Origin of the sequence: Lachnoclostridium sp. An118 (assembly GCF_002160985.1) — a bacterium.
Lineage (GTDB): Bacteria > Bacillota > Clostridia > Lachnospirales > Lachnospiraceae > Claveliimonas > Claveliimonas stercoravium.
The window spans coordinates 1-19849 of record NZ_NFLQ01000026.1 but is presented as its reverse complement, the minus strand read 5'-3'; the positions used below and the strand labels follow the sequence as shown (position 1 = coordinate 19849).

Annotated in this window: 20 protein-coding genes and 2 pseudogenes; 15 read left to right on the top strand and 7 right to left on the bottom strand. The window is 55.3% G+C overall.

Features of this window, described 5'->3' with window-relative positions:
- The first annotated feature begins 30 nt into the window (after positions 1 to 30).
- The 3 genes from B5E62_RS15515 (at position 31) to B5E62_RS15500 (ending at position 3167) form a co-directional block, all read left to right on the top strand.
- Positions 31 to 1344, top strand: coding sequence for a dockerin type I domain-containing protein (locus B5E62_RS15515; protein WP_087175422.1), 1314 nt, complete (start codon positions 31 to 33; stop codon positions 1342 to 1344).
- 225 nt (positions 1345 to 1569) lie between these two features.
- The gene (gene moaC, locus B5E62_RS15505) at positions 1570 to 2118 is read left to right on the top strand and encodes a cyclic pyranopterin monophosphate synthase MoaC (protein ID WP_087175420.1); all 549 of its coding nucleotides are present in this window, start codon (positions 1570 to 1572) and stop codon (positions 2116 to 2118) included.
- 8 nt (positions 2119 to 2126) lie between these two features.
- Positions 2127 to 3167, top strand: coding sequence for a molybdopterin-binding protein (locus B5E62_RS15500; RefSeq protein WP_087175430.1), 1041 nt, complete (start codon positions 2127 to 2129; stop codon positions 3165 to 3167).
- Positions 3168 to 3709: 542 nt separating this feature from the next.
- On the opposite strand, the gene B5E62_RS15495 is transcribed toward B5E62_RS15500, so the two are convergent.
- Both B5E62_RS15495 and B5E62_RS15490 read right to left on the bottom strand, forming a co-directional pair.
- On the bottom strand, positions 3710 to 5059 hold the full coding sequence (locus B5E62_RS15495; protein ID WP_087175419.1) for an MATE family efflux transporter: 1350 nt from the start codon (positions 5057 to 5059) through the stop codon (positions 3710 to 3712).
- A 78-nt stretch (positions 5060 to 5137) separates the two neighbouring features.
- Positions 5138 to 5713 (bottom strand): TetR/AcrR family transcriptional regulator, encoded by a 576-nt coding sequence (locus tag B5E62_RS15490; protein WP_087175429.1) that lies wholly within the window; start codon positions 5711 to 5713, stop codon positions 5138 to 5140.
- A 150-nt stretch (positions 5714 to 5863) separates the two neighbouring features.
- Here B5E62_RS15490 and B5E62_RS15485 point away from each other — a divergent pair, with 150 nt between their 5' ends.
- From B5E62_RS15485 to B5E62_RS15455, 7 genes are all read left to right on the top strand, one after another.
- Positions 5864 to 6964 carry an XdhC family protein gene (locus B5E62_RS15485; RefSeq protein WP_242957987.1) on the top strand — a complete coding sequence of 367 codons (1101 nt, stop codon included), beginning with the start codon at positions 5864 to 5866 and terminating at the stop codon, positions 6962 to 6964.
- Entirely contained in the window at positions 6961 to 7713 is a 753-nt protein-coding gene (gene yqeC, locus B5E62_RS15480) for a selenium cofactor biosynthesis protein YqeC (RefSeq protein ID WP_162610333.1), read from the top strand. The genes B5E62_RS15485 and yqeC overlap by 4 nt, the downstream gene beginning before the upstream one ends.
- Positions 7710 to 9092 carry a selenium-dependent molybdenum cofactor biosynthesis protein YqeB gene (gene yqeB / locus B5E62_RS15475; RefSeq protein WP_087175417.1) on the top strand — a complete coding sequence of 461 codons (1383 nt, stop codon included), beginning with the start codon at positions 7710 to 7712 and terminating at the stop codon, positions 9090 to 9092. The genes yqeC and yqeB overlap by 4 nt, the downstream gene beginning before the upstream one ends.
- Positions 9093 to 9259: 167 nt before the next feature.
- On the top strand, positions 9260 to 10099 hold the full coding sequence (modA, locus tag B5E62_RS15470; RefSeq protein WP_442911361.1) for a molybdate ABC transporter substrate-binding protein: 840 nt from the start codon (positions 9260 to 9262) through the stop codon (positions 10097 to 10099).
- Positions 10100 to 10119: 20 nt separating this feature from the next.
- Positions 10120 to 10803, top strand: a complete 684-nt coding sequence (gene modB, locus B5E62_RS15465) for a molybdate ABC transporter permease subunit (protein ID WP_087175415.1) — start codon at positions 10120 to 10122, stop codon at positions 10801 to 10803.
- A 2-nt stretch (positions 10804 to 10805) separates the two neighbouring features.
- On the top strand, positions 10806 to 11849 hold the full coding sequence (locus tag B5E62_RS15460) for a sulfate/molybdate ABC transporter ATP-binding protein (RefSeq protein WP_206414337.1): 1044 nt from the start codon (positions 10806 to 10808) through the stop codon (positions 11847 to 11849).
- 51 nt (positions 11850 to 11900) lie between these two features.
- On the top strand, positions 11901 to 12296 hold the full coding sequence (locus B5E62_RS15455) for a winged helix-turn-helix domain-containing protein (RefSeq protein WP_242957986.1): 396 nt from the start codon (positions 11901 to 11903) through the stop codon (positions 12294 to 12296).
- 188 nt (positions 12297 to 12484) lie between these two features.
- On the opposite strand, the gene B5E62_RS17585 is transcribed toward B5E62_RS15455, so the two are convergent.
- From B5E62_RS17585 to B5E62_RS15440, 5 genes and pseudogenes are all read right to left on the bottom strand, one after another.
- Positions 12485 to 12640: a hypothetical protein gene (locus B5E62_RS17585; protein ID WP_330398155.1), complete on the bottom strand. Its 156-nt coding sequence runs from the start codon at positions 12638 to 12640 to the stop codon at positions 12485 to 12487.
- Between the two features lie 36 nt (positions 12641 to 12676).
- Positions 12677 to 12955 (bottom strand): annotated as a pseudogene (locus B5E62_RS17710) (putative ABC transporter permease); the annotation flags it as partial.
- Positions 12956 to 13019: 64 nt separating this feature from the next.
- Positions 13020 to 13745: pseudogene (locus B5E62_RS17705) on the bottom strand (putative ABC transporter permease); the annotation flags it as partial.
- A gap of 5 nt (positions 13746 to 13750) precedes the next feature.
- Positions 13751 to 14473 (bottom strand): serine/threonine protein kinase, encoded by a 723-nt coding sequence (locus B5E62_RS15445; protein ID WP_087175413.1) that lies wholly within the window; start codon positions 14471 to 14473, stop codon positions 13751 to 13753.
- A complete protein-coding gene (locus B5E62_RS15440; protein ID WP_087175412.1) occupies positions 14470 to 14892 on the bottom strand; it encodes a zinc ribbon domain-containing protein in 423 nt (140 codons plus the stop codon). The genes B5E62_RS15445 and B5E62_RS15440 overlap by 4 nt, the downstream gene beginning before the upstream one ends.
- Positions 14893 to 15110: 218 nt before the next feature.
- Between B5E62_RS15440 and B5E62_RS15435 the strand changes: the two genes are divergently transcribed.
- From B5E62_RS15435 to B5E62_RS15415, 5 genes are all read left to right on the top strand, one after another.
- Positions 15111 to 15578, top strand: coding sequence for an AAA family ATPase (locus B5E62_RS15435; protein ID WP_087175411.1), 468 nt, complete (start codon positions 15111 to 15113; stop codon positions 15576 to 15578).
- Positions 15544 to 16344 (top strand): energy-coupling factor transporter transmembrane component T family protein, encoded by an 801-nt coding sequence (locus tag B5E62_RS15430; protein ID WP_087175410.1) that lies wholly within the window; start codon positions 15544 to 15546, stop codon positions 16342 to 16344. Before B5E62_RS15435 ends, B5E62_RS15430 begins: the two co-directional genes overlap by 35 nt.
- Positions 16345 to 16570: 226 nt before the next feature.
- Complete coding sequence (locus B5E62_RS15425) at positions 16571 to 17710, top strand: PucR family transcriptional regulator (protein ID WP_087175409.1); 1140 nt, start codon at positions 16571 to 16573, stop codon at positions 17708 to 17710.
- Between the two features lie 39 nt (positions 17711 to 17749).
- Complete coding sequence (locus B5E62_RS15420) at positions 17750 to 18475, top strand: L-2-amino-thiazoline-4-carboxylic acid hydrolase (RefSeq protein WP_087175408.1); 726 nt, start codon at positions 17750 to 17752, stop codon at positions 18473 to 18475.
- On the top strand, positions 18472 to 19743 hold the full coding sequence (locus B5E62_RS15415; RefSeq protein WP_087175407.1) for an amidohydrolase: 1272 nt from the start codon (positions 18472 to 18474) through the stop codon (positions 19741 to 19743). Before B5E62_RS15420 ends, B5E62_RS15415 begins: the two co-directional genes overlap by 4 nt.
- The last annotated feature ends 106 nt before the right edge of the window (positions 19744 to 19849 follow it).

The window sequence follows — 19849 nt, the reverse complement described above, 5'->3', positions numbered from 1 at the left end:
TCAGATAGTTAAGTGAAAAGAGGATACAAAATGAGGATAAAAGATAACTACAGAATAATTCGCGGATGGATAAGAAGTATTTTTTTTGTTATCTGTCTGATGTGGTTTACCGGAAATGTCTCTGAAGTGCATGCACAAGACTATATGTTGCGTGAAGCCACGGGAGATCTGGAAGCGTTGGTTGGGATTGAAGTATCTGATGAGCAGGCTGACGAATGGATTGCGGAAGAAAAGAGTCAGGACAGTCAGGATGCACGGGCAGGAGAGCAGTATCCATTTTTAGAATATGGATCGGATTACGGGTATCAGGATATGGTAAAAAGGGAGCATGGAGAACAAAGGCAGGCGCTTTATCGCAAATTACAAGAAGAATGCCGGGAGTTTACTGTAGATGGATCAGATGCATCAACAGTAACAGTCGGTGCAGATCAGTATGCGAAAGCATTTACGGTTAATCTGTCAGAACTTGGCCTGACTGATTTGACAGGCTATGAAAAGACAGAAGTTTATTTTACGTTTCGAAATGATAATCCCCAGTATTTCTGGTTGGCAAACAGTGTCTTGTACTCCAGCAATACGTTGGAGATTGTGACGTATGACGAATACGCTGATGGTGATATTCGCAGAAATACATTAGATGAAATCGTAAACACAGCAGAGACGGTATACCAGTCTGGAATTTCAGACCAGGATCATATCTATAATAAAGTGCTATATATTCATGATACTTTGATCGAGGATATTGAATATTCAGAAGATACTACAATACCAATTTCTCATTCTATTGCAGGCGCTATGACCGCCAGCCGTTCTGCGGTATGTGAAGGATATGCGAAAGTGATGCAGGTTATGATGAATTCTTATGATATTGAGAATATATATGTGACAGGATATGCAGGGGGCGGACATGCCTGGAATATGGTTGGCATGGATGACGGGAAATATTATTGGCTTGATGCGACCTGGGATGATCAGCCATACGAACAACTGCAGCATGATTATTTCCTTGTGGGAAATGAAAACTTTACAGATCATATTCCGGATTCGCCAGATAGTTCGGGTGCAAACTTCCTATATGAATTGCCGGAAGCCTCTGACACAGATTATGTATATGATTCTTCTTCTGGAGGAACAGGAGATGTGGAAAGGTTGAAGGGAGACATTAATGGAGATGGTCACATTAACTTGGTGGATCTTATGAAGTGTTTGAACCATGTCGGGAGGAAGGAACTTTTGGAAACAGAACCACTTAAAGCAGCGGATATTAACGGAGACGGCATTGTTAATTTGGTGGATTTAATGCGTTTGCTAAATTATGTTGGCCGGAAGAGCAGTGTTTTATAAGCGAATGATGAGAACCTGAAAAAGTTTGTGATTCAGGATGTTGTCACGGTAAAGAAGGGTGAGAAGTGAAAATGAATCTTCTCACCCTTTTGGTATACAGTTTTTGGTTTTTGATATACGAGCTTTGCGCAGATTTACAACAGATGTCAGGCATGTTAGAATATAAAAACAGTAAAATCAGATTTGCAGAGAAAGTAATTTCACAGCTGATTAGGAGGAAGCGATATGGAGCTGAGCCATTTTGAGGAGAGCGGACGGGCTGTCATGGTGGATGTGACTGAGAAGAAGGATACGGAGAGGGAGGCCGAGGCCACGGGGACAATCCTGGTGAACCGGCAGGTGTTTGACGCCATAAAGGCGGGAACGGTCGGCAAGGGGGACGTGCTGGCAGTAGCCCAGACAGCCGGTATCATGGGGGCCAAGCGGACCTTTGAGCTGATTCCCATGTGCCATATCCTCCCCATCACCGGGTGCCGCATCCGGTTTGACATGGACGAGGAGGCCTGTGCGGTCCACTGTACCTGCACGGTGAAGGTCACCGGAAAGACGGGGGTGGAGATGGAGGCCCTCACCGGCGTGACCACAGCCCTTCTCACCATCTACGACATGTGCAAGGCGTTGGATAAGAGCATGGAGATCACGGAGGTTTACCTGGTCCACAAGACAGGGGGCAAGAGCGGCGAGATACGCAACGAAAAGGCCAGAGCCCCCCAGCGGGCAGGGCAGACAGAAAGCAGAGAGCAGACAGGAAACGGGCTGAAGACATGGGATTAGAAAAGGGAATGAAGCTGATACGGACGAAGGACGCGGTGGGGACCGTGCTCTGCCATGATATCACACAGATCATACCGGGGAAGGTGAAGGGTGCCGTCTTTACCAAGGGTCACATTGTCCGGGAGGAGGACATTCCGGTCCTACTCTCTGTGGGAAAGGAGAACCTCTATGTGTGGGAGAAGCAGGAGGGGATGCTCCACGAAAATGAGGGAGCTGAGATCCTGCGCCAGGTCTGTCAGGGAGAGCATATGAGCCCCTCAGACGTGAAGGAGGGAAAGATCGAGCTGACAGCGGACACGGATGGCCTTTTAAAGGTAGACAGGGAAAAGCTTGACAGAGTCAACGGCCTGGGCCAGATTGTCATCGCCTCCCGCCACGGAAATTTTCCGGTGAAAAAGGGGGACAAGATTGCCGGCATGCGGGTGGTGCCCCTTGTCATTGAGGAGGAGAAGATGGAGCGGGTAAAGGAAATCTGCGGCCAGGAGAGCATTTTCTCCCTTCTTCCCTTCCGAAAGATGAAAGCAGGCATTGTGACCACGGGAAGCGAGGTCTATCACGGCCGGATCAGGGATCAGTTCACTCCTGTGGTGAAGGAGAAGCTGGAGGAGTACGGTATGGAGGTGCCGGGAAACATCCTCTGCAGCGATGACGCCTCCATGGTGGAGGATGCCATCAAGGAGTGGATCGGAAAAGGCATGGACCTGGTGGTGTGCACAGGGGGCATGAGCGTGGATCCGGACGACAGGACACCCCTTGCCATCCGAAACGCCTCAGATGAAGTCATTACCTACGGTGCGCCTGTCCTGCCCGGCGCCATGTTCATGCTTGGATATAAAAAGCGGGCGGAAGGCGAAGATATGCCTGATATCCCGGTGATGGGACTGCCCGGCTGCGTCATGTACGCGAAGCGGACCATCTTTGACCTGGTGCTTCCAAGGATCGCGGCCGGAGAGCGGCTGAGCCTGGAGGACTTCACAGGGATGGGAGAGGGCGGATTGTGCCTGTCCTGCCCGGTGTGTACATTTCCGAACTGTGGGTTTGGGAAATAGAAATGGAAAAGAAAACGATTGTCTGTTTGATGATGTTATATTACCATAAAGACAGGGAAACCGAAGCCAGGCGGCTTACCCTCTGATCCAGTTGTTGATTTTCATTGTTGCTCTTGTTGGTCTCTGTTATGAGATTTTCAGGGGAAAGAAATAGCCGCCACTACTGCAATAGTGACGGCTTGCCGCTTTTAGCGGTATAGCTTCATTGTTGAGGGTAAGCCGCTTTTGGTTTCCCTTTTCTGTTTACAATATAGCATATTCGTACCGAATATTCAAGAAAAAACCGTTTGACTTTAAAAATCTGATGGCTTTTGGAATGTTCATTCTGGCATTGCTGACATTCGTATTTACGTTTATCAAGTAATGTCATAGGCATAGAAGAACCACCCCGGAACTTTGGCGAGTTGGGGTGGTAATCCTATCAATTACCTTTTCAGCAAGGTCAACCACTTTAGCGGTTGTTCCTTTTTACATGTTTACTATAACATATCTGATAAAAATACGCAATGATGCAAGAAGATTTCACCGTTTTTAGCTGAGGGCTACAAGTGCCTTTTCTCCGTTTCCGTGCTTACAGCTTTCTGGTCGCGAAGCTGCCGCAGAGCCGCAAAGGCGGAGGCGGCCGCCGCGATCACGTGGCTTATAAGGACTGCGGTCCAGATGCCCTCAAGCCCAAAGCCCAGGTGTGAGAGGAGCCAGGCCAGCGGCATCCGCACGACCAGATAGTAGAGGACCATGCACAGCAGACTCTGGGCGGGCCTGCCCATGCCGTTCAGGCTTCCGAGGAAGCAGTTGGTGAGGGCGTTTAAGAGGTAGCCGGCCCCCACGATCCTGAAATACACGGCTACGATTTCTGCGGCCTGGGAGCTGTCCAAAAAGAGCAGGGCAAGGGGCCTTGCAAAACCAGTCACCAGGGCGGACAGCACCAGAAGGAGGGCTGTGCCGGAGAGAAGGGATGCCTTCATGTAGTCCCGGGCCCGGTCGTATCTTTCTGCCCCGGTGCACTGGCCGACGATGCTTGTGAGTGCCATGTTGAAGGCCATGGCCGGATAGAACAGGATGGTCTCCAGCTTTCCTGTGATCCCGTAGGCGGCCAGGGCGGAAATGCCGTAGCCGGTGACAAGGGAAGTGAGGAAGCTGGTGCTGATGGCCGGGATGCTCTGCTGGAAGGCAGAGGGGACGCCCTTTGCGATAAAGGGCAGGAGCAGGCTCCTGTCAAACTGCTGCAGCCGGAGGCGGAAGCATTTCTTCCTCGCAAGATAGACAAGCATGAAGACCAGGCAGAGCGCCTGGGACAGGACTGTGGCCACGGCCGCGCCCCGGAAGCCCATCAAATGGATGAAGACAGGGTCCAGGACCGCATTGAGGACCGTGCAGATCAGGATGGCAACGACCTGGAAGACGCTGTTGCCAAAGCTGCGGAGCACGGCGGTGAAGTAGCAGTACAGGAAGACGGCCAGATAGCCCGACAGGTAGATGGCCAGATACTGATAGGCCATGGGCATGAGCTCATCCGGCGTGCCAAGAAGGCCCAGGATGGGACGAAGGAGAAGCTCCAGCAGCAGGGTGAGGCCCAGGGAGAAGACGATAGCGGCGAGAAGAGAGGTGGTGATCATCTTTTCCGCCGTCTCTTTTTTTCCTGCCCCCACAGCCTGGGACAGAAGGATGGAAACGCCGTTTGAGGCGCCCATGGCGATGGAGTTCAGGATCAGGATGACAGGGGTCGCGTTTATCAGGGCGGCGTAGGCCCTCTCCCCCAGCAGGTTGCCGATCCAGAGACTGTCCACAAGGTTGTAGGCCATATTGAGGAACAGGGCTGCCATGAGTGGCAGCGCCATGGCGGCCAGGCACTTTTTGGTGTCTCCGTTGATGAAGTCAAGTTTCAGGTTCATTTTTCATTCCTCCTTAATGAGTGAATATCATTCACTTGTATTTTATAAAAAAACTGCCTGAGGCAGTTCTTTTTGTGTTTAAGCCTGAAAACGTCTGACCAGCTCCAAGAGGAAGCTGTGTATCCGCTCTGTCCGCTCGCTGGCGGGGATGCTCTGGTCCAGCAGGATGCCCAGCTGTCCGTACACGCAGAAGGAGGCGGCGGTGTCAGGGTTGTCTATCTGGAGCTCCCCCCGCTCGCCGGCCCGGGCCAGGAGCCGGGCTACCACTGGCTGGAGCTTTGCGCAGATTTTCAGGGAGAGCTGGTCATGAAATTTTGCGTTGCCCGCCTGGTGGCAGAGCTTCTGGGCATAGCTGTCGTCCAGCTCCACCTCTGGGAAGGAGGGCATGCTCTCGATGAGCTGCGCAATGGGCTGGTCCAGGTCTGTGGCGGCCAGGAGCCGGTCCACCTGCCGCTGGGTGTACTGGTCAAGGGCTGTGTCAAAGAGCTCCTCCTTGGAGGAGAAATATCGGTAGCAGAGCCCCTGGGCCACGTGCATTTCCCGGGCGATGTCCGCAATGGCGGTCTTCTCATATCCCTTCTCATAGAACACCTTCATGGCAGTGTCGATGATTTCCTGCCTGCGCTCCTCCGGGGCTTTTGTGATCCGTGTCATGGTCATCCCTTCTTTCCTTATCTGTGGATCATCATACCACAGGAAAACAGATTTGTCAATGAATATTATTCATTCATAATGAGAGGAATGTGAATGCAGGGAGAGCGCTTTGTGAGGTAAGCCTTGATTTTAGACGGGAGACATACTAAGATGAAAAAGAATAAAAGGAAGGAGCGCGGGACGGGACAGGAGATGAAGGGAAGAGACTTTTACCAGATGATCAAAGAGAGGCAGGAAGCCGGGGGACAGACCGCCGGAAGCCGGGAGGCCGGGATGTCAGAGCTGACGGCCGCCACCATCCTGGACGGGCCCCAGGCCGGTGGGAAATTCCTCCTTAAGGGGGAAAGAGAGGCACAGGCCTTTGCGGAGAGCCACGCCGGGACAGGCGTGTTCATGGAGCGGCTGGGGGGCAGCCCCGGGCTTCTCGTCTTCGGCGCGGGCCATGTGTCCATGCCCATCATAAAAATCGGGAAAATGCTCGGCTTCTCTGTGACCGTGCTGGAGGACCGGCCCAAATTTGCGGACCAGGCCAGGCGGACCGGGGCGGACCGGGTACTCTGCGAGCCCTTCTCCCGGGGGCTTGCCCAGGCTGAACTGGGGCCGGACACCTACGCGGTGATCGTGACGAGAGGCCACCGGTACGATGAGGATTGTCTCTACGGCATCCTGTCCCGGGAGCGGGAGCTGGGGACGGCCTGCGCCTATGTGGGGATGATGGGCAGCAGGCGGCGGACCGCCATGGTCCGGGAGCGGATGAGGGAGCTAGGGATTGCCGAGGAGGAGATACGGCGCCTCCACGCACCCATAGGGCTGGCTATCGGGGCAGAGACGCCGGAGGAGATTGCAGTCTCCATTTTTGCCCAGATCATCCAGGTGAAAAATGAAAAAGAGCGGACAGAAGGGTATCCCGAAGAGCTGCTGGAGGCCATCCTGGAAGGGTATGACAGCGGCCATGACGGCAAAGAAAGCGGGAGGAGGGCTGTCCTTGCCACCATCATATCCAGGCAGGGCTCTGCGCCCCGCAGCGTGGGCACTAAGATGCTCATACGGGAGGACGGGACTACCCTTGGCACCATCGGCGGAGGCTGCGCGGAGAGCAGGGTCATGCAGAAGGCTCTCCAGATGCTGAGGCTTCCGGAAAGTCCCCGGTTCCTCGTCACCGGGGTGGACATGACGGCCCAGGAGGCGGAGGAAGAAGGGATGGTCTGCGGGGGCCGCATCCAGGTCATGCTGGAGGTGACAGGAGATTGATCTTAAAGAAAGAAGAGGACTCATACAGAGCATTTCCCTCTATTATAGAAGCGCTGGGGCTGGAGGGGCGAAGGGACGTGCGGCTCTGCGCGGCGGGGGCCGGCGGGAAGACCACCCTGCTGAAGAGGCTTGCGGCGGAGTACAAAGAGCGGGGCATCCCGGTGGCGGTGACCACCACCACCCGCATGTACGCGGAGGAGGATCCCAGGTTCCTGCTGGAGCCCTCCCCGGTGAAGATGGAGGAAATCCTGGAGCGGGAGGGTGTGGTCTTTCTGGGCAGGAAGGACAGGGGAGGCAAGATGAAAGCACCGGAGAAGGAGTGGATGCAGGACATCCTGGCCCTGCCTTTCCCGGTCCTTGTGGAGGCCGACGGCTCCCGGAGGCTGCCCTTGAAGGTGCCGGGGGAGAGGGAACCTGTCTTCCCGGAGGAGACGACCCATGTGGTGTATGTGTACGGCATGAGCGCCCTGGGGCGCAGCCTGAGTGAGGTTTGCTTCCGCCCCGAGAGAGCGGCGGCCATCCTGGGACGGTCTGTGGAAGGCCCGGTGAGAGAGGAGGACATCGCCCTTCTGGCCGGCCATTCCCTGGGAGGAAGAAAGGGCGTCCGGAAGGCATGGAATTTTACTGTGGCGCTTAGCCAGGCGGACCTGCCGGGCGGGCTGGAGGCGGCCTGGCGAATCGGTCGGATGACAGAGGCGGAAGTGCTGATAGTAGGACAAATGAAGGTGAATGGAGACAGGAGAGAATGAAGATACTGATCAGGGGCGCGGGAGACCTGGCCACCGGCATTGCCGCCAGGCTGTACCGCTGCGGACATGAAATCCTTATGACAGAGACAGAGGAGCCGCTGACCGTGAGGCGGACAGTGGCCTTTTCAAGAGCTGTTTATGAGGGCCGGGCGCAGGTGGAGGACATGGAGGCCGTCCTTGCGGGCAATCTGGAGGAGGCCGGACAGATACTGAGCGAGGGAAATATCCCGGTGCTGGTGGACGAGAGGGCCGCTGTGCGGGAGTCCTTCAGGCCGGATGTGCTCATCGACGCCATCATCGCCAAGAAAAATCTGGGCACAAGGATCACAGACGCGTCCCTTGTCATCGGCACTGGCCCCGGATTTACAGCGGGAGTGGACTGCCACTGTGTCATCGAGACAAAGCGGGGGCACACTCTTGGCAGGCTCATCTGGGAGGGGACGGCTATCCCCAACACAGGGGTGCCCGGCAATGTGGGAGGCTACACCATAGAGCGGCTTCTGCGGGCCGCCGGGGACGGGCGGATGGAGCCCACGGTGTCCATTGGCAGCCGGGTGGAGAAGGGACAGATTGCCGCCTATACAGGAGGCGTGCCGGTATTTGCAGCCATGTCCGGCATTGTGCGGGGCATGCTCCAGGAGGGAGCCATGGTGAAAAAGGGCATGAAGATAGGGGACATTGACGCACGGTGCGAGCTCTCCCACTGCTACACCATCTCCGACAAGGCGCTGGCCGTGGGTGGAGCTGCCCTGGAGGCAGTGGAGCTGTACGGGAGGATGAAGGGAAAATACGGCCTTGTCATCCTGGCCGCAGGCCGGGGCTTGCGATTTGGCGGGGACAAGCTGTCCTGCCTTGTCCATGACAAGCCGGTCTACCAGTACATGCTGGAAAAGGCGGCTGCCTTTTCCGGAATGGAGAAAATGATCGTCACCGGGAATGAGAACATCATGGAGGCGGCCCGGCAGATGGGGGTGACGCCGGTGGAGAACCGGGAGCCGGAGAGGGGGATTTCCTGGTCCCTGAAGCTGGGGCTCCGGGCCATGCTGGAGGAAAAGCCGGAGCTGGAGGGCGTCCTGTTCTGCGTCTGCGACCAGCCCGGCCTCCAGGCGGCCACCATCCAGAAGATATGGAACCGGGCGGCAGTCAGGAGAGGAAGGATCATCTGCGCCGGCCATGAGGGCAGGCCGGGCAATCCGGTGCTGTGGCCGAAAGCATATTTCCCGGAGCTCATGGAGCTGGAGGGGGATGTGGGGGGCCGGGCTGTGATGGCCCGGTATCCGGACAGGATCGACATTGTGGAGTCCCGGGAGACGGAGTTGCGGGACATAGACCGGAGGGAAGACATGGAGGAAGTGTGGGAGAGAAGATGGGGGATATGAGGAGCTGACAGGCGCTGTCCGGGAAGAGAAATAGTTCCCGGGGCAGCGTTTTTTGCCAAAGCGAGTTGTTTTTAAAAATAACTTGATATATACTGGGAGTGCTTCAAATGAAAGTGACAGGATGAAACATAAAGACAGGGAGGTACATGAAAATGAAAAGAAACAAGATCAGCCGTCTGCTGGCAGTATCCATGAGCCTATGCCTGCTGGCAGCGGGACTGACAGGCTGCTCCTCTTCAGGGGAGGACAGCACAGAGCAGGAGAACACAGCAGAGGACAGCTCATCACAGGAGAGCGCAGAGACGACAGAAATCCTTGTGGCGGCGGCAGCCAGCCTGGAGTACGCCTACGAGGAGGAGCTGATCCCCATGTTTGAGGAGCAGAATCCGGGTGTGACTGTGAAGGGAACCTATGACAGCTCAGGAAAGCTACAGACGCAGATCGAGGAGGGGCTGGAGGCGGACGTGTTCATGTCAGCGGCCACCCAGCAGATGGACGCTCTCACAGAGGAGGGCTTTATTGACGGGGACAGCGTGAAGGACCTTCTGGAGAACCAGATCGTGCTCGTCACATCTGCGGAAAATGAGCTGGGCCTGGCGGAATTTACGGATATCACAAAGGCGGACACTATCGCCATCGGCGACCCGGCCAGCGTTCCCGCGGGACAGTATGCCCAGGAGGCTCTCACCAATCTGGGAATCTGGGATGAGGTATTGGCAAAAGCCAGCCTCGGGACAAATGTGACAGAGGTGCTGAACTGGGTGGCAGAGGGAAGCGCCCAGGCAGGTATCGTCTATGCCACAGACGCGGCTACCACAGACAATGTAAAGGTGATCGCCCAGGCGCCGGAGGGAAGTCTGGCGGAGCCGGCTATCTATCCGGTGGGACTTGTGGCGTCATCCGCGCATCAGGAGGAGGCCCAGGCATTTCTTGATTTCCTGCAGAGCGACGAGGCCATGGCTGTGTTTGAGGAGTATGGCTTTGTCAGCCACGCGGACGTCCAGTAGCAAGGAAAGGAGGGGAGAGGGTGGACCTTTCGCCTATTCTGATATCGGCAAAGACAGCGACAGTCTCCATTGTCTTTACATTTTTTCTTGGAACAGGGACGGCATTTTTAGTCTACCGGATGCGGCATGAGAGGTGGAAAATACTGTGGGATGGTCTTTTGACACTCCCTCTGGTCCTGCCTCCCACGGTGGCGGGATTTTTCCTCCTCTATATCTTCGGAGTCAGGAGGCCGGTGGGCGCCTTTTTCCTGGAATATTTCGGGGTGAAGATCGCGTTTTCCTGGGGGGCTACAGTGCTGGCGGCAGTGGCCATCTCCTTCCCCCTCATGTACCGGTCGGCCAGAGGCGCGTTTGAGCAGGTGGACCGAAATCTCATGGACGCGGGGAGGACCCTTGGCATGTCGGAGTGGCAGATTTTCCGCAGAGTCCTCATGCCGGGGGCTGTCCAGGGGCTTCTGTCCGGGGGCATCCTGGCCTTTGCCAGGGGACTGGGAGAGTTTGGCGCCACGGCCATGATCGCCGGGAACATTGCAGGGAAGACGAGGACCCTGCCCCTGGCCGTCTACTCTGACGTTTCGGCGGGGAACATGGAGTCAGCGGGCAGATATGTGCTGGTCCTGGTGCTCATCTCCTTTATCGTGGTCACCGGCATGGGCTATGCGACCTATGTATTTCAGAGATTTACACGGAGGGAGAACCGTTGAAGATGCTGGAAGCTGATATCTCAAAAAAGCTGAAAAATTTTGACCTGGACCTTCGCTTTGAGGCGGAGGACGGATGCCTGGGCATACTGGGGGCCTCCGGCTGTGGGAAGAGCATGACCCTCAAGGCTGTGGCCGGGCTTGTGCGGCCGGACCGGGGGAAGATACGAAGGGACGGCAGCGTCCTCTTTGACAGCGGCAGAGGGATCGACCTGCCGCCCCAGAAAAGGCAGGTCGGGTACCTGTTCCAGGATTACGCCCTGTTTCCCAATATGACAGTGGCGCAGAATATCGAGGCCGGACTGCTGAGGAGCCGGCAGGATAAAAGCGCCCGGCGGGAGCAGGTGAGGAGGCTGATATGCCAGTTCCGGCTGGAGGGGCTGGAAAATCAGTATCCTGCGCGCATCTCGGGCGGGCAGCAGCAGCGGACCGCCCTGGCAAGGATCTTTGCGTCGGACGCCAGGTGTATTCTCCTGGACGAGCCGTTTTCCGCCATGGACAGCTACCTCCGGGAGGAGATGCAGATGGAGCTGGCCCGGATGATACGGGAGTTTGGAGGGTGCATGGTCCTGGTGAGCCATGACCGGGATGAGATTTACCGCCTGTGCGGCAGGACTATGATCATGGAAAAAGGGAGAAATGTGATCTGCGGCCAGACGCAGGTGCTCTTTGACCAGCCCCGGAAGCTGGCTGCGGCCAGACTTACCGGATGCAAGAATATTTCCCGCATACAGAAGGCGGGAGATTACCAGATTTACGCAAATGACTGGAACGTGATGCTGTGCACCGGGACAAAGGTGCCAGACACGGCCACCCACGTGGGCATCAGAGCGCACGATATCCTGCCTGCGGCGAAGGGAGAGGACGTCCCCAATCGGATCCGGGTGCTCCCGGCAGAGCAGGTGACCTCGCCCTTTGAGTGGACGCTCATCTTTCAGAACCGGGAGCACCCCGGGGCGGGCATCTGGATGAAGAGCGACCGGAGTCAGGGCCAGATACCCGACGAGGTGACCATTGACCCATCCAGGCTTCTTCTTCTGGAAGAATAGGTGGTGGGCAGTGCAGACGGGAGAAAAGAAAAGCTGGGAGAGGGAATAAAAATGAGCGAGATGGTTCAGGACAAAAGAAAAGAGGAAAGGGAAACGCCGCGGGAAAAGAAAGACTTTCACCTGCGAGTGAAGCTGCAGATCAATACGGATGAACCGGTCCTGGGTCCGGGGGTGGCAGAGCTCCTGGAGCTTGTCGAGGAGACCGGCTCAATGAAGGAGGCCTGCGGGCGGATGGGCATGTCCTACAGCAAGGGCTGGAAGATCACGGGGCGGGCAGAGCAGGAGCTCGGATATCCTCTTATCCTCCGCAGCCACGGCGGGCGGACAGGAGGGAGCTGCTCCGTCACACAGGAGGGACTTTCTCTGATAAGGCGGTACAGAGCGCTGGAGGAGAAAGTGAAGGAATATGCCAGCGGAATTTTCAAAGATATATTTGAAGAATTGTAAATTCATGTAAGTTCGGACGTAATACTTTTTAAAAGTATTACGTCCGAACTTACATGAACTGGTGTGCAATTGTACGAAATGTGCGGTACATTTACATCAATAGCCCGGCTTCTGCAAGGCAGCCGGGCTATTGATGTTTTGGCATTTTGGATGATACTTTTGTCTCTGCTGTTATTCTGCCCTTACTGTCATCTCATCTTGGAGTTTGGATAGAGCTGTTTCATTGTCGCATCGTCAAAGTGTGTGTCTATGATATGCTCCCAGCCGGAGGAGGCGGCCGGGCCGCCGTCCCGCGCGCCGTAGCGGATGAGTGCCGCGGCGGAGACAAGGATGTTAGCAGCCATGAAGGCTACCAGGATCCAGGTGGCAATGTACCCGGCGGCCTTCGGTATCTTCTCGATCCAGTCCGCAAAGTGCGGGTACAGCCCCTTGATCCATACGACAGCGGCGATGCCCCAGAAAAAGCAGTACAGAAGATTGATGCGTCCTCCCAGGTTGAAGGGGATCGCGCTGTAGTCCCAGAAAACCTGGCCGAACACAAGCTCCGACAGGACGCTGCAGATGTACTCGTAGGCACCTCCCAGGAAGGTGCCGATGAGGAAAATGTGGCGGTCCGGCTTGTCCCGGTCCTTGTAGAGAAGAGCTGTTGCAAGAACGATGGCGAAGCCCCCATACTACGCTGAAAGGTCCCCAAACAAGACTGCTCCGGAACATCCATACGCCGGCGGTGAGCCGGCAGAAAAGAGTCTCTGTAATGTCCCCCAGCAGGGAACCGATAAGGAAGAGCCAGAACAGCTTGTAGAATCCGCAGCCCTCGGCAAATTTCCCCTCCCTTAGGATATCCTCAGCCTTTTCCTGGATGACAGGATAGGCATTGGCCATTCGTCGCTCTACGACGCGCATGAGGGGGATTTTTGACTGTCCTGCCTCGAAGGTCCGGAGATGCAGGGCTGCCGCCATGGACACCAGTGTGTCCAGGAGCACGTATCCCATCAGGACCCAGACGATGATGGTAGTGACAGGCTCGGGTATCCTGCTGTACAGGGAAAAAAGAAGGGAATTGCCGTATTTCAGACAGATGACACCCAGTATGCCCCAGAGGACTGTGTACTGGAGACAGATATATCCGTCAAAGTTCCACCTCTTATCAGAGTAATCCCACCACTTGTGCCTGTTCAGCCGCTCAAGGGTCTTTCCTGTGATCCACTCTACAGCAGTGGCCTGTATGGCGCAGCCGATAAAAAGGAGGAAAAGATTGTTCAGCAGCTCCTGCAGGGTGACGGACATGAGAGCGGCACCGGCTCCGTATACGAGACAGAAGGGGCCTGTCGAAAAGCCCCGGTTTGTAAAGCTCTTGTTCCTGATGGTTCCCACGGCCGCCTCTATGATCCATCCGATAAAGGAATAGATGAGGAACAGCCAGAAGATTTCTGTAAATGTATATTCCATGATGTTTATCCTTTGCTTTTGTCCGTGTATGTCTCAGTGTGCGGGGAAAATGCCACAAGAAAGGCATCCCGCATTTGTTCTGTATGCGTAAAGCCCCTATCCAGACGGAGAAGGCGCCTTAGGAACAGTTCCTTGTCCGCGTTGAGGTCAAGCTCGTCATACCAGGCTCCGCACCTCCTGCCGTGCCAGCCGGAATAGAGGAGATATAAAAGCACGTTGCCGAGGCAGGCGTAGTCCAGGTCATAGGCGGCGCCGTCTTCACCTCTGTACCTTGCAAGGCCAAAATCAAGAAGACCCGTCCGGTGCCCGTCATCTACGATGTTCGATATGGAGAGGTCCCCGTGGACGACACTGCGGCTGTGTATGTACACAAGGGCTTCCGAAAGCTGAGCGCCTATCCGGAAAATGTCTTCCTCCGTAAAAATGTGATGCTCCCGGAAAAGAAGCTGGCGGAGGGTGTGTCCGGGCATATATTTCAACACAAAAAAATATCCCTCCCGCTCATGGACCACGCCCAGCAGTTCCGGAATGGAGGGGTGGTCTAAGCCGGAGAGAATGACAGCCTCGTGGTGGCTGCCCGGCGGATTTTTCTGGAACAGGCGTCTTCGAAAGCGCTTCAGGACTACCTTTTCTCCGTGAGAGTCCCGGGCAAGGAAGCAGACGCCGTAGCGCCCGCTGCCAAGCTTTGTGTCAACAGTGTAGTCCCCGATCCTCTTTCCTGCGGTCATTTGCTTGTCGGTGTCCCACAGTCCGGACAGAACCTTGCTCCCGGCGGTACAGGCTTGCCGCAGTTCGGGCAGAAGGAGGCGCTGGCCATCCTTGCGCCGCAGGAGAGACAGAACTTGGAGCCCGCCGGGACAGAGGCGCCGCAGCTGGGGCAGATGCTCTGTCCCTGAGGGGAAGGCTGCTGGTTCGGATAGCCCTGTTGTCCCGGGGGAGCCTGCTGATACCCCTGCGGATATCCCTGGGTATAGTTCTGGCTATGGCCCTGTCCGTACCCCTGACCATAGCGCGGCCTGCTGCTGCCGGACATGGACGAGCCCATGAAATGCCCAAAAAGGCCGCTGCCCTGCTGATAGTAGGAGCCGCCCCTGTTCGGGTTCGGATAGCGCTTCTTTTTGCTGGAGCCTGAGAAAAAATCAAACATAGATAAGCCCTCCATAAAATTAGGTTGTTCATTGCTTCCATCATAATATGAGGGAAAAAGCAGGTCAAGCAAAGTCTGAAAACTTTAGAATTTCTTTATACAGATCGTGGGCTGTGTCAGAGCAGATAGAATGTGTCTATGACAATATAGAGAAAAACGATTTGAAGAAACATAATGCCAATGATACTATTTTGTAGATGTCGAAAGGAAGGGAAGCTATGCAGAAGATCATATTTGTCTCGCACTGTATTTTGAACAAAGCAGCCAAGGTGGAGCCGGAGGTGCTGGTGCTGGATGAGCCGACGGCGGGACTGGATCCCTGCTCTAAAAGACAGCTCTTTTCACTTTTAAAAGAAATGCAGGGAAGCGGGACGACCATAATCCTTGTATCCCACTCCATGGAGGAGATTTCCGAGTATGCGGACCGGGTGGTCGTATTTCTTGACGGGACTGTGTGCATGGACGGAAGCCCTGAATCGGTCTTTTCCCAAAAGGAGCTGCTGGACAGGGCGGGCCTGGAGATGCCGCAGATCATGGAGACTCTGTGGAAAGTACGGCAGAGAGGCGTCCCTGTCGTCAGGCTTGTGTGCGACGAGGAGAGGGCGGAGGACGAGATCTTGAGGACAGTGACAGACAGGAGAGGTGGAACAAATGCTCAGAGATATCACAATAGGCAAATATTATAACAGGACCTCTGTCATTCACCTGCTGGACTGCCGGACAAAGCTGGCAGGCACTCTGCTCTATATCATAGCTCTGTTTTTTGTGGAGGATCCAGCTGTGTACATTCCCTGCCTGGCCTATCTTCTGCTCCTTTACAGGCTTGCCGCTGTACCGTGGAGCTATATACTGAAGGGGCTGAGAGGATTTGCTCTTCTTTTGCTGTTTACCTTTGTGTTCCAGAGCCTGATCACGGACGGGACACCACTTTTCTCTATGGGTATTGTTACTGTTTCCCGGGAGGGGCTTCTGAAGGCGGTCCGGCTTGTGTCCAGGATCATCCTGATGGTCCTCATGGCCTCGCTCCTGGCCTACACGACCACGCCGACACAAATGGCGGCGGGACTGGAAAAAGGTCTGGGATTTCTTGAAAAGGTCAAAGTGCCGGTACACGAGATGGCCATGATGGTGTCCATTGCTTTTCGGTTTATTCCTGTGTTTATCGAGGAGGTCAATATTATCATGGATGCCCAGGCATCAAGGGGAGTGGATTTTCACAGTGGAAATGTATTTAAGAGGATGGGAAAGGTGATGCCTCTTGTGGTGCCCTTGTTTGTGTCTGCCATCCGCAGATCCGCGGATCTTGCCATGGCCATGGAGGCTAGGGGGTATACGGATGCAGGCAGCAGGACCAGATACAGAGAGCTGGTCTACACATCAAAGGACAGGATCGCCTACCTTGTGATCCTGCTTATGACGGTGGTGGTTATCGCTGCCGGACTGCTGATATAAAACGAACAGAGAGCGAAAAAGCAGCGTGCGGTCAGCACGCTGCTTCTTTCTATGATCCAGAGATTGTGATAGAAATACAAATTCGGGGGGTTAAAATGTATTTTGTATTTCGAATACAATATAGCACAGGGTAAATCCTTTGAAAATATTTTTTTGGACCATATATTCATGAAATAATTGTGATCCGAGCACAAAAATGCTATCCTATGATAAAGGAGAGTTTGTTATGGCAGTTGAATTACAGTATCTGTATAAGGAAATCCGGCCGGAATACGAAGTGAAGCTTCACACGGCCTCCTGCTTTGACAGGAAGATCAGCTGGATCCACATGGTGGAGGGGAGCGAGTTTGCACGGTTCCTCTACGGGGACGAGCTGGTCTTTAACTCCGGCCTGAATTACAGGTCGGAGGAGTGGCTGAGAAAATTCCTGAGCGCTATGGACCGGGCCGGGGCCGGCGGGGTCATTATCGCGCTTCAGGAGGGAAAGTGTTTTCCGGGGGAGGTGATAGACTGGTGCAACGACAGGCGGCTTCCTCTTTTTTCCGCCTCATGGAAAACGCCCTACATAGACATCATGCGTAAGTTCTCGGAGATCCTCCTGAAGAACGAGCAGAGGGAGACCAATCTGGTCACGGCCATGAAAAATGCGATCTTTTACCCGGAGAACGAGGAGCTCTATATGAACCACATGGAGCGGAACGGCTTTCCCAGGGACCTCTCCTACACGGTCATCATCATGAGCTGCCATGCCTATGACACGGAGCAGGGCAACCAGCTTCTGGAGGATATCCAGAGAAAGCTTCATTTTTCCATGGAGAAGACCATCTTCTACGAGGAGGAGGGAAAGCTGATCATCCTGGCTGCGGGGTACCGGGGGGAGTGGCTGCGGGACCAGTTCCGGCGGCTGTCCGGGGAGGACCCGAACCTATACATCGGGGCGGGGACCACAGTAAACCGGATGAAGGACATCCACAGGTCCTATGAGAACGCCTACACAGCCTACCAGCTTACAAAAACGACCATTCCCAGGAACTTTCTGGCTTACGATGAGCTGGGAATCTACAAGATACTCACAGATGTGAAGGAGACGGCTATCTACCCGGACTTTGTGAGAGAGGTGCTGGGACGGCTGCAGGAGTATGACAGGGCACACAGGACAGAATACATGAAGCTCCTGAAGGCATATTTTGAAAATGACTGTAGTACGGTGCGCGCGGCGGAGGCGCTGTACTGCCACAAAAACACGCTCACTTATAAGCTGAATAAGATCAAAGAGGTGCTGGGATATGATATACTGAGTAATGAGAACCGGGTGAGGATCATGGTGGCTTTCTATATCCTTCAGCTGGGGACCGCTGATTTTTAACTGGTTGACAGACCTGGATGAACAGAAAGGAGACGGAATATGACGGAGGAAAAGGTATGCCTGCATATCGAACACCATGCCGTGCTGTTTGCACTTTTGGCAAAGCAGGCGGTGGAGTTGTGCGGGGAGAGAGGAAAAGAGTCCATCCTGCGGGGCATGACCGTTTACGGGATGGAGAGGGGAACGCGGATGGCGTGGAACGCCCGGAAAAGAGGAGACCAGATCAACACGATGACAAATCAGGCCTACGGTGAGTGGAAGCCGGACTTTGACGGGCAGATGGAGTTCGGGCAGATCCGCACCCAGCCCACCCTGCAGACCTATATTGCAAAATGCGCCTGGTGCGACGCCTGGGAAAAGCATGGCCTTACTGAGTACGGAAAGCTCTACTGCGTCAATGTGGACAACGCAGTGTACCAGGGCTACCAGGACAAATATGTCTGTACCCAGGTGACGGAGCCCATGAGCTGGGGCGGCCCGCGCTGCGAGTTTGACTGGGGATGCCCCCTGACGCCTGAGGAGAACGAGGCCCTGGCTGTAAAGAAAAAAGAGCTGGGCACCTCCTGCATGAAGGATTTTACCTTCCACACCGCCCATCTCAGGGCTGCCATCAGCCGGACCCTCATCGAGGATCTGGGAGATGACGGGCAGAGAGCTGTGGACAGGGCGCTGGCGGAATTTGCGGAGCTGTTCGGCCAGGAATGCCAGGATGTGCTGGCGACAGTCCCAGAGGAAGAAATCTACCCGAAGGAGGCATTTGTATGAGCGGCAGGGAGAAGGAAAATCTGATCGCAGACTGGCTGGAGGAGCACGAGGAGGAGGTGGTCCGGACGGCGGACTACATTTTCCGGCATCCGGAGACAGCCTACAAAGAAGAGCTCTCCAGCACGTATCTGGCTTCCTTCCTGCAGGAAAACGGCTTCCGGGTAGAGAAGAAGACTGCCGGGATCGACACGGCATTTACCGCTGCCTGGGGAGAGGGGCGGCCTGTCATCGGATTTCTGGCCGAGTACGATGCCCTGCCGGAGCTGGGGCATGCCTGCGGTCACAATCTGCTGGGCACGGGAGCGGCGGCAGCGGCCTGCGCCCTGAAGGAGGACATGGAAAGGAGTGGGATCCCGGGGACACTGCGCGTCTACGGGTGCCCGGCAGAGGAAATCATGTCAGGGAAGATCGTCATGAACCGGGCGGGAGTCTTTGACGACCTGGACATTGCGGTGACCTGGCACCCCTTCGACAGAAACCGGGTCAGCAATGACATATGGCAGGCCCAGGACATCAAGAATTATACCTTTCACGGAGTCAGCGCCCATGCCTCCCGCTCTCCGGAGGAGGGAAGGAGCGCCCTGGACGCGGCGGAGCTCATGAATGTGGGAGTCAACTATCTGCGGGAGCATGTACCCGGGGACGTGCGGATGCACTATGCCTACATAGACAACGGGCAGCCCGCCAACGTGGTGCCGGATCTAGCAAAGACAAATTACTTTATCCGTTCCAGTCTGCGTGAGAGGACAGAGGATGCCTCCAGGAGAGTGGATGACTGTGCCAGAGGAGCGGCTCTCATGACCGGGACCAGGGTGGAGATCGAGCTGGTGGCAAGCTGCAGGGAGATGAAGATCGACCGGGAGCTGACAGAACTATACTACGAGGCCATGACAAGGATACCCACCCCGGTATATACGGAGGAGGAGCTGGATCTTGCGGCTCAGATCAGCCGGGAAGCAGGGCTGGACAATGGGGGAGAATATTTTCGGGGACTGGAGCCCCTGGAGGATGAGCCGGTGCCCATCTCCATCGGCACGGATGCGGCGGAGGTGAGCCATACGGTCCCCCTCATTACTATCAGCGCCGCCACCATGTGCAGGGGTACGCCCCTGCACCACTGGGCGGCAGCCCGGCAGGCGGGCATGAGTATCGGACGGAAGGGCATGCTGTATGCGGCCCGGTGCATGGCTGAGGGCACGAAGCTGTGGATGGAGCGCCGCAGGACTAAAGAGCAGGCCGTTCAGATGAAGATAAAAAAGTCCAGCTAAGAAATGTCAAGAGGTGATATAAAAAAAGTTAAATTTGTTACAACAGAGCAAAAAAGGCAACCTTAACAGACCATTCCCCGATATAGGAGTGGTCAGGAACTAAATA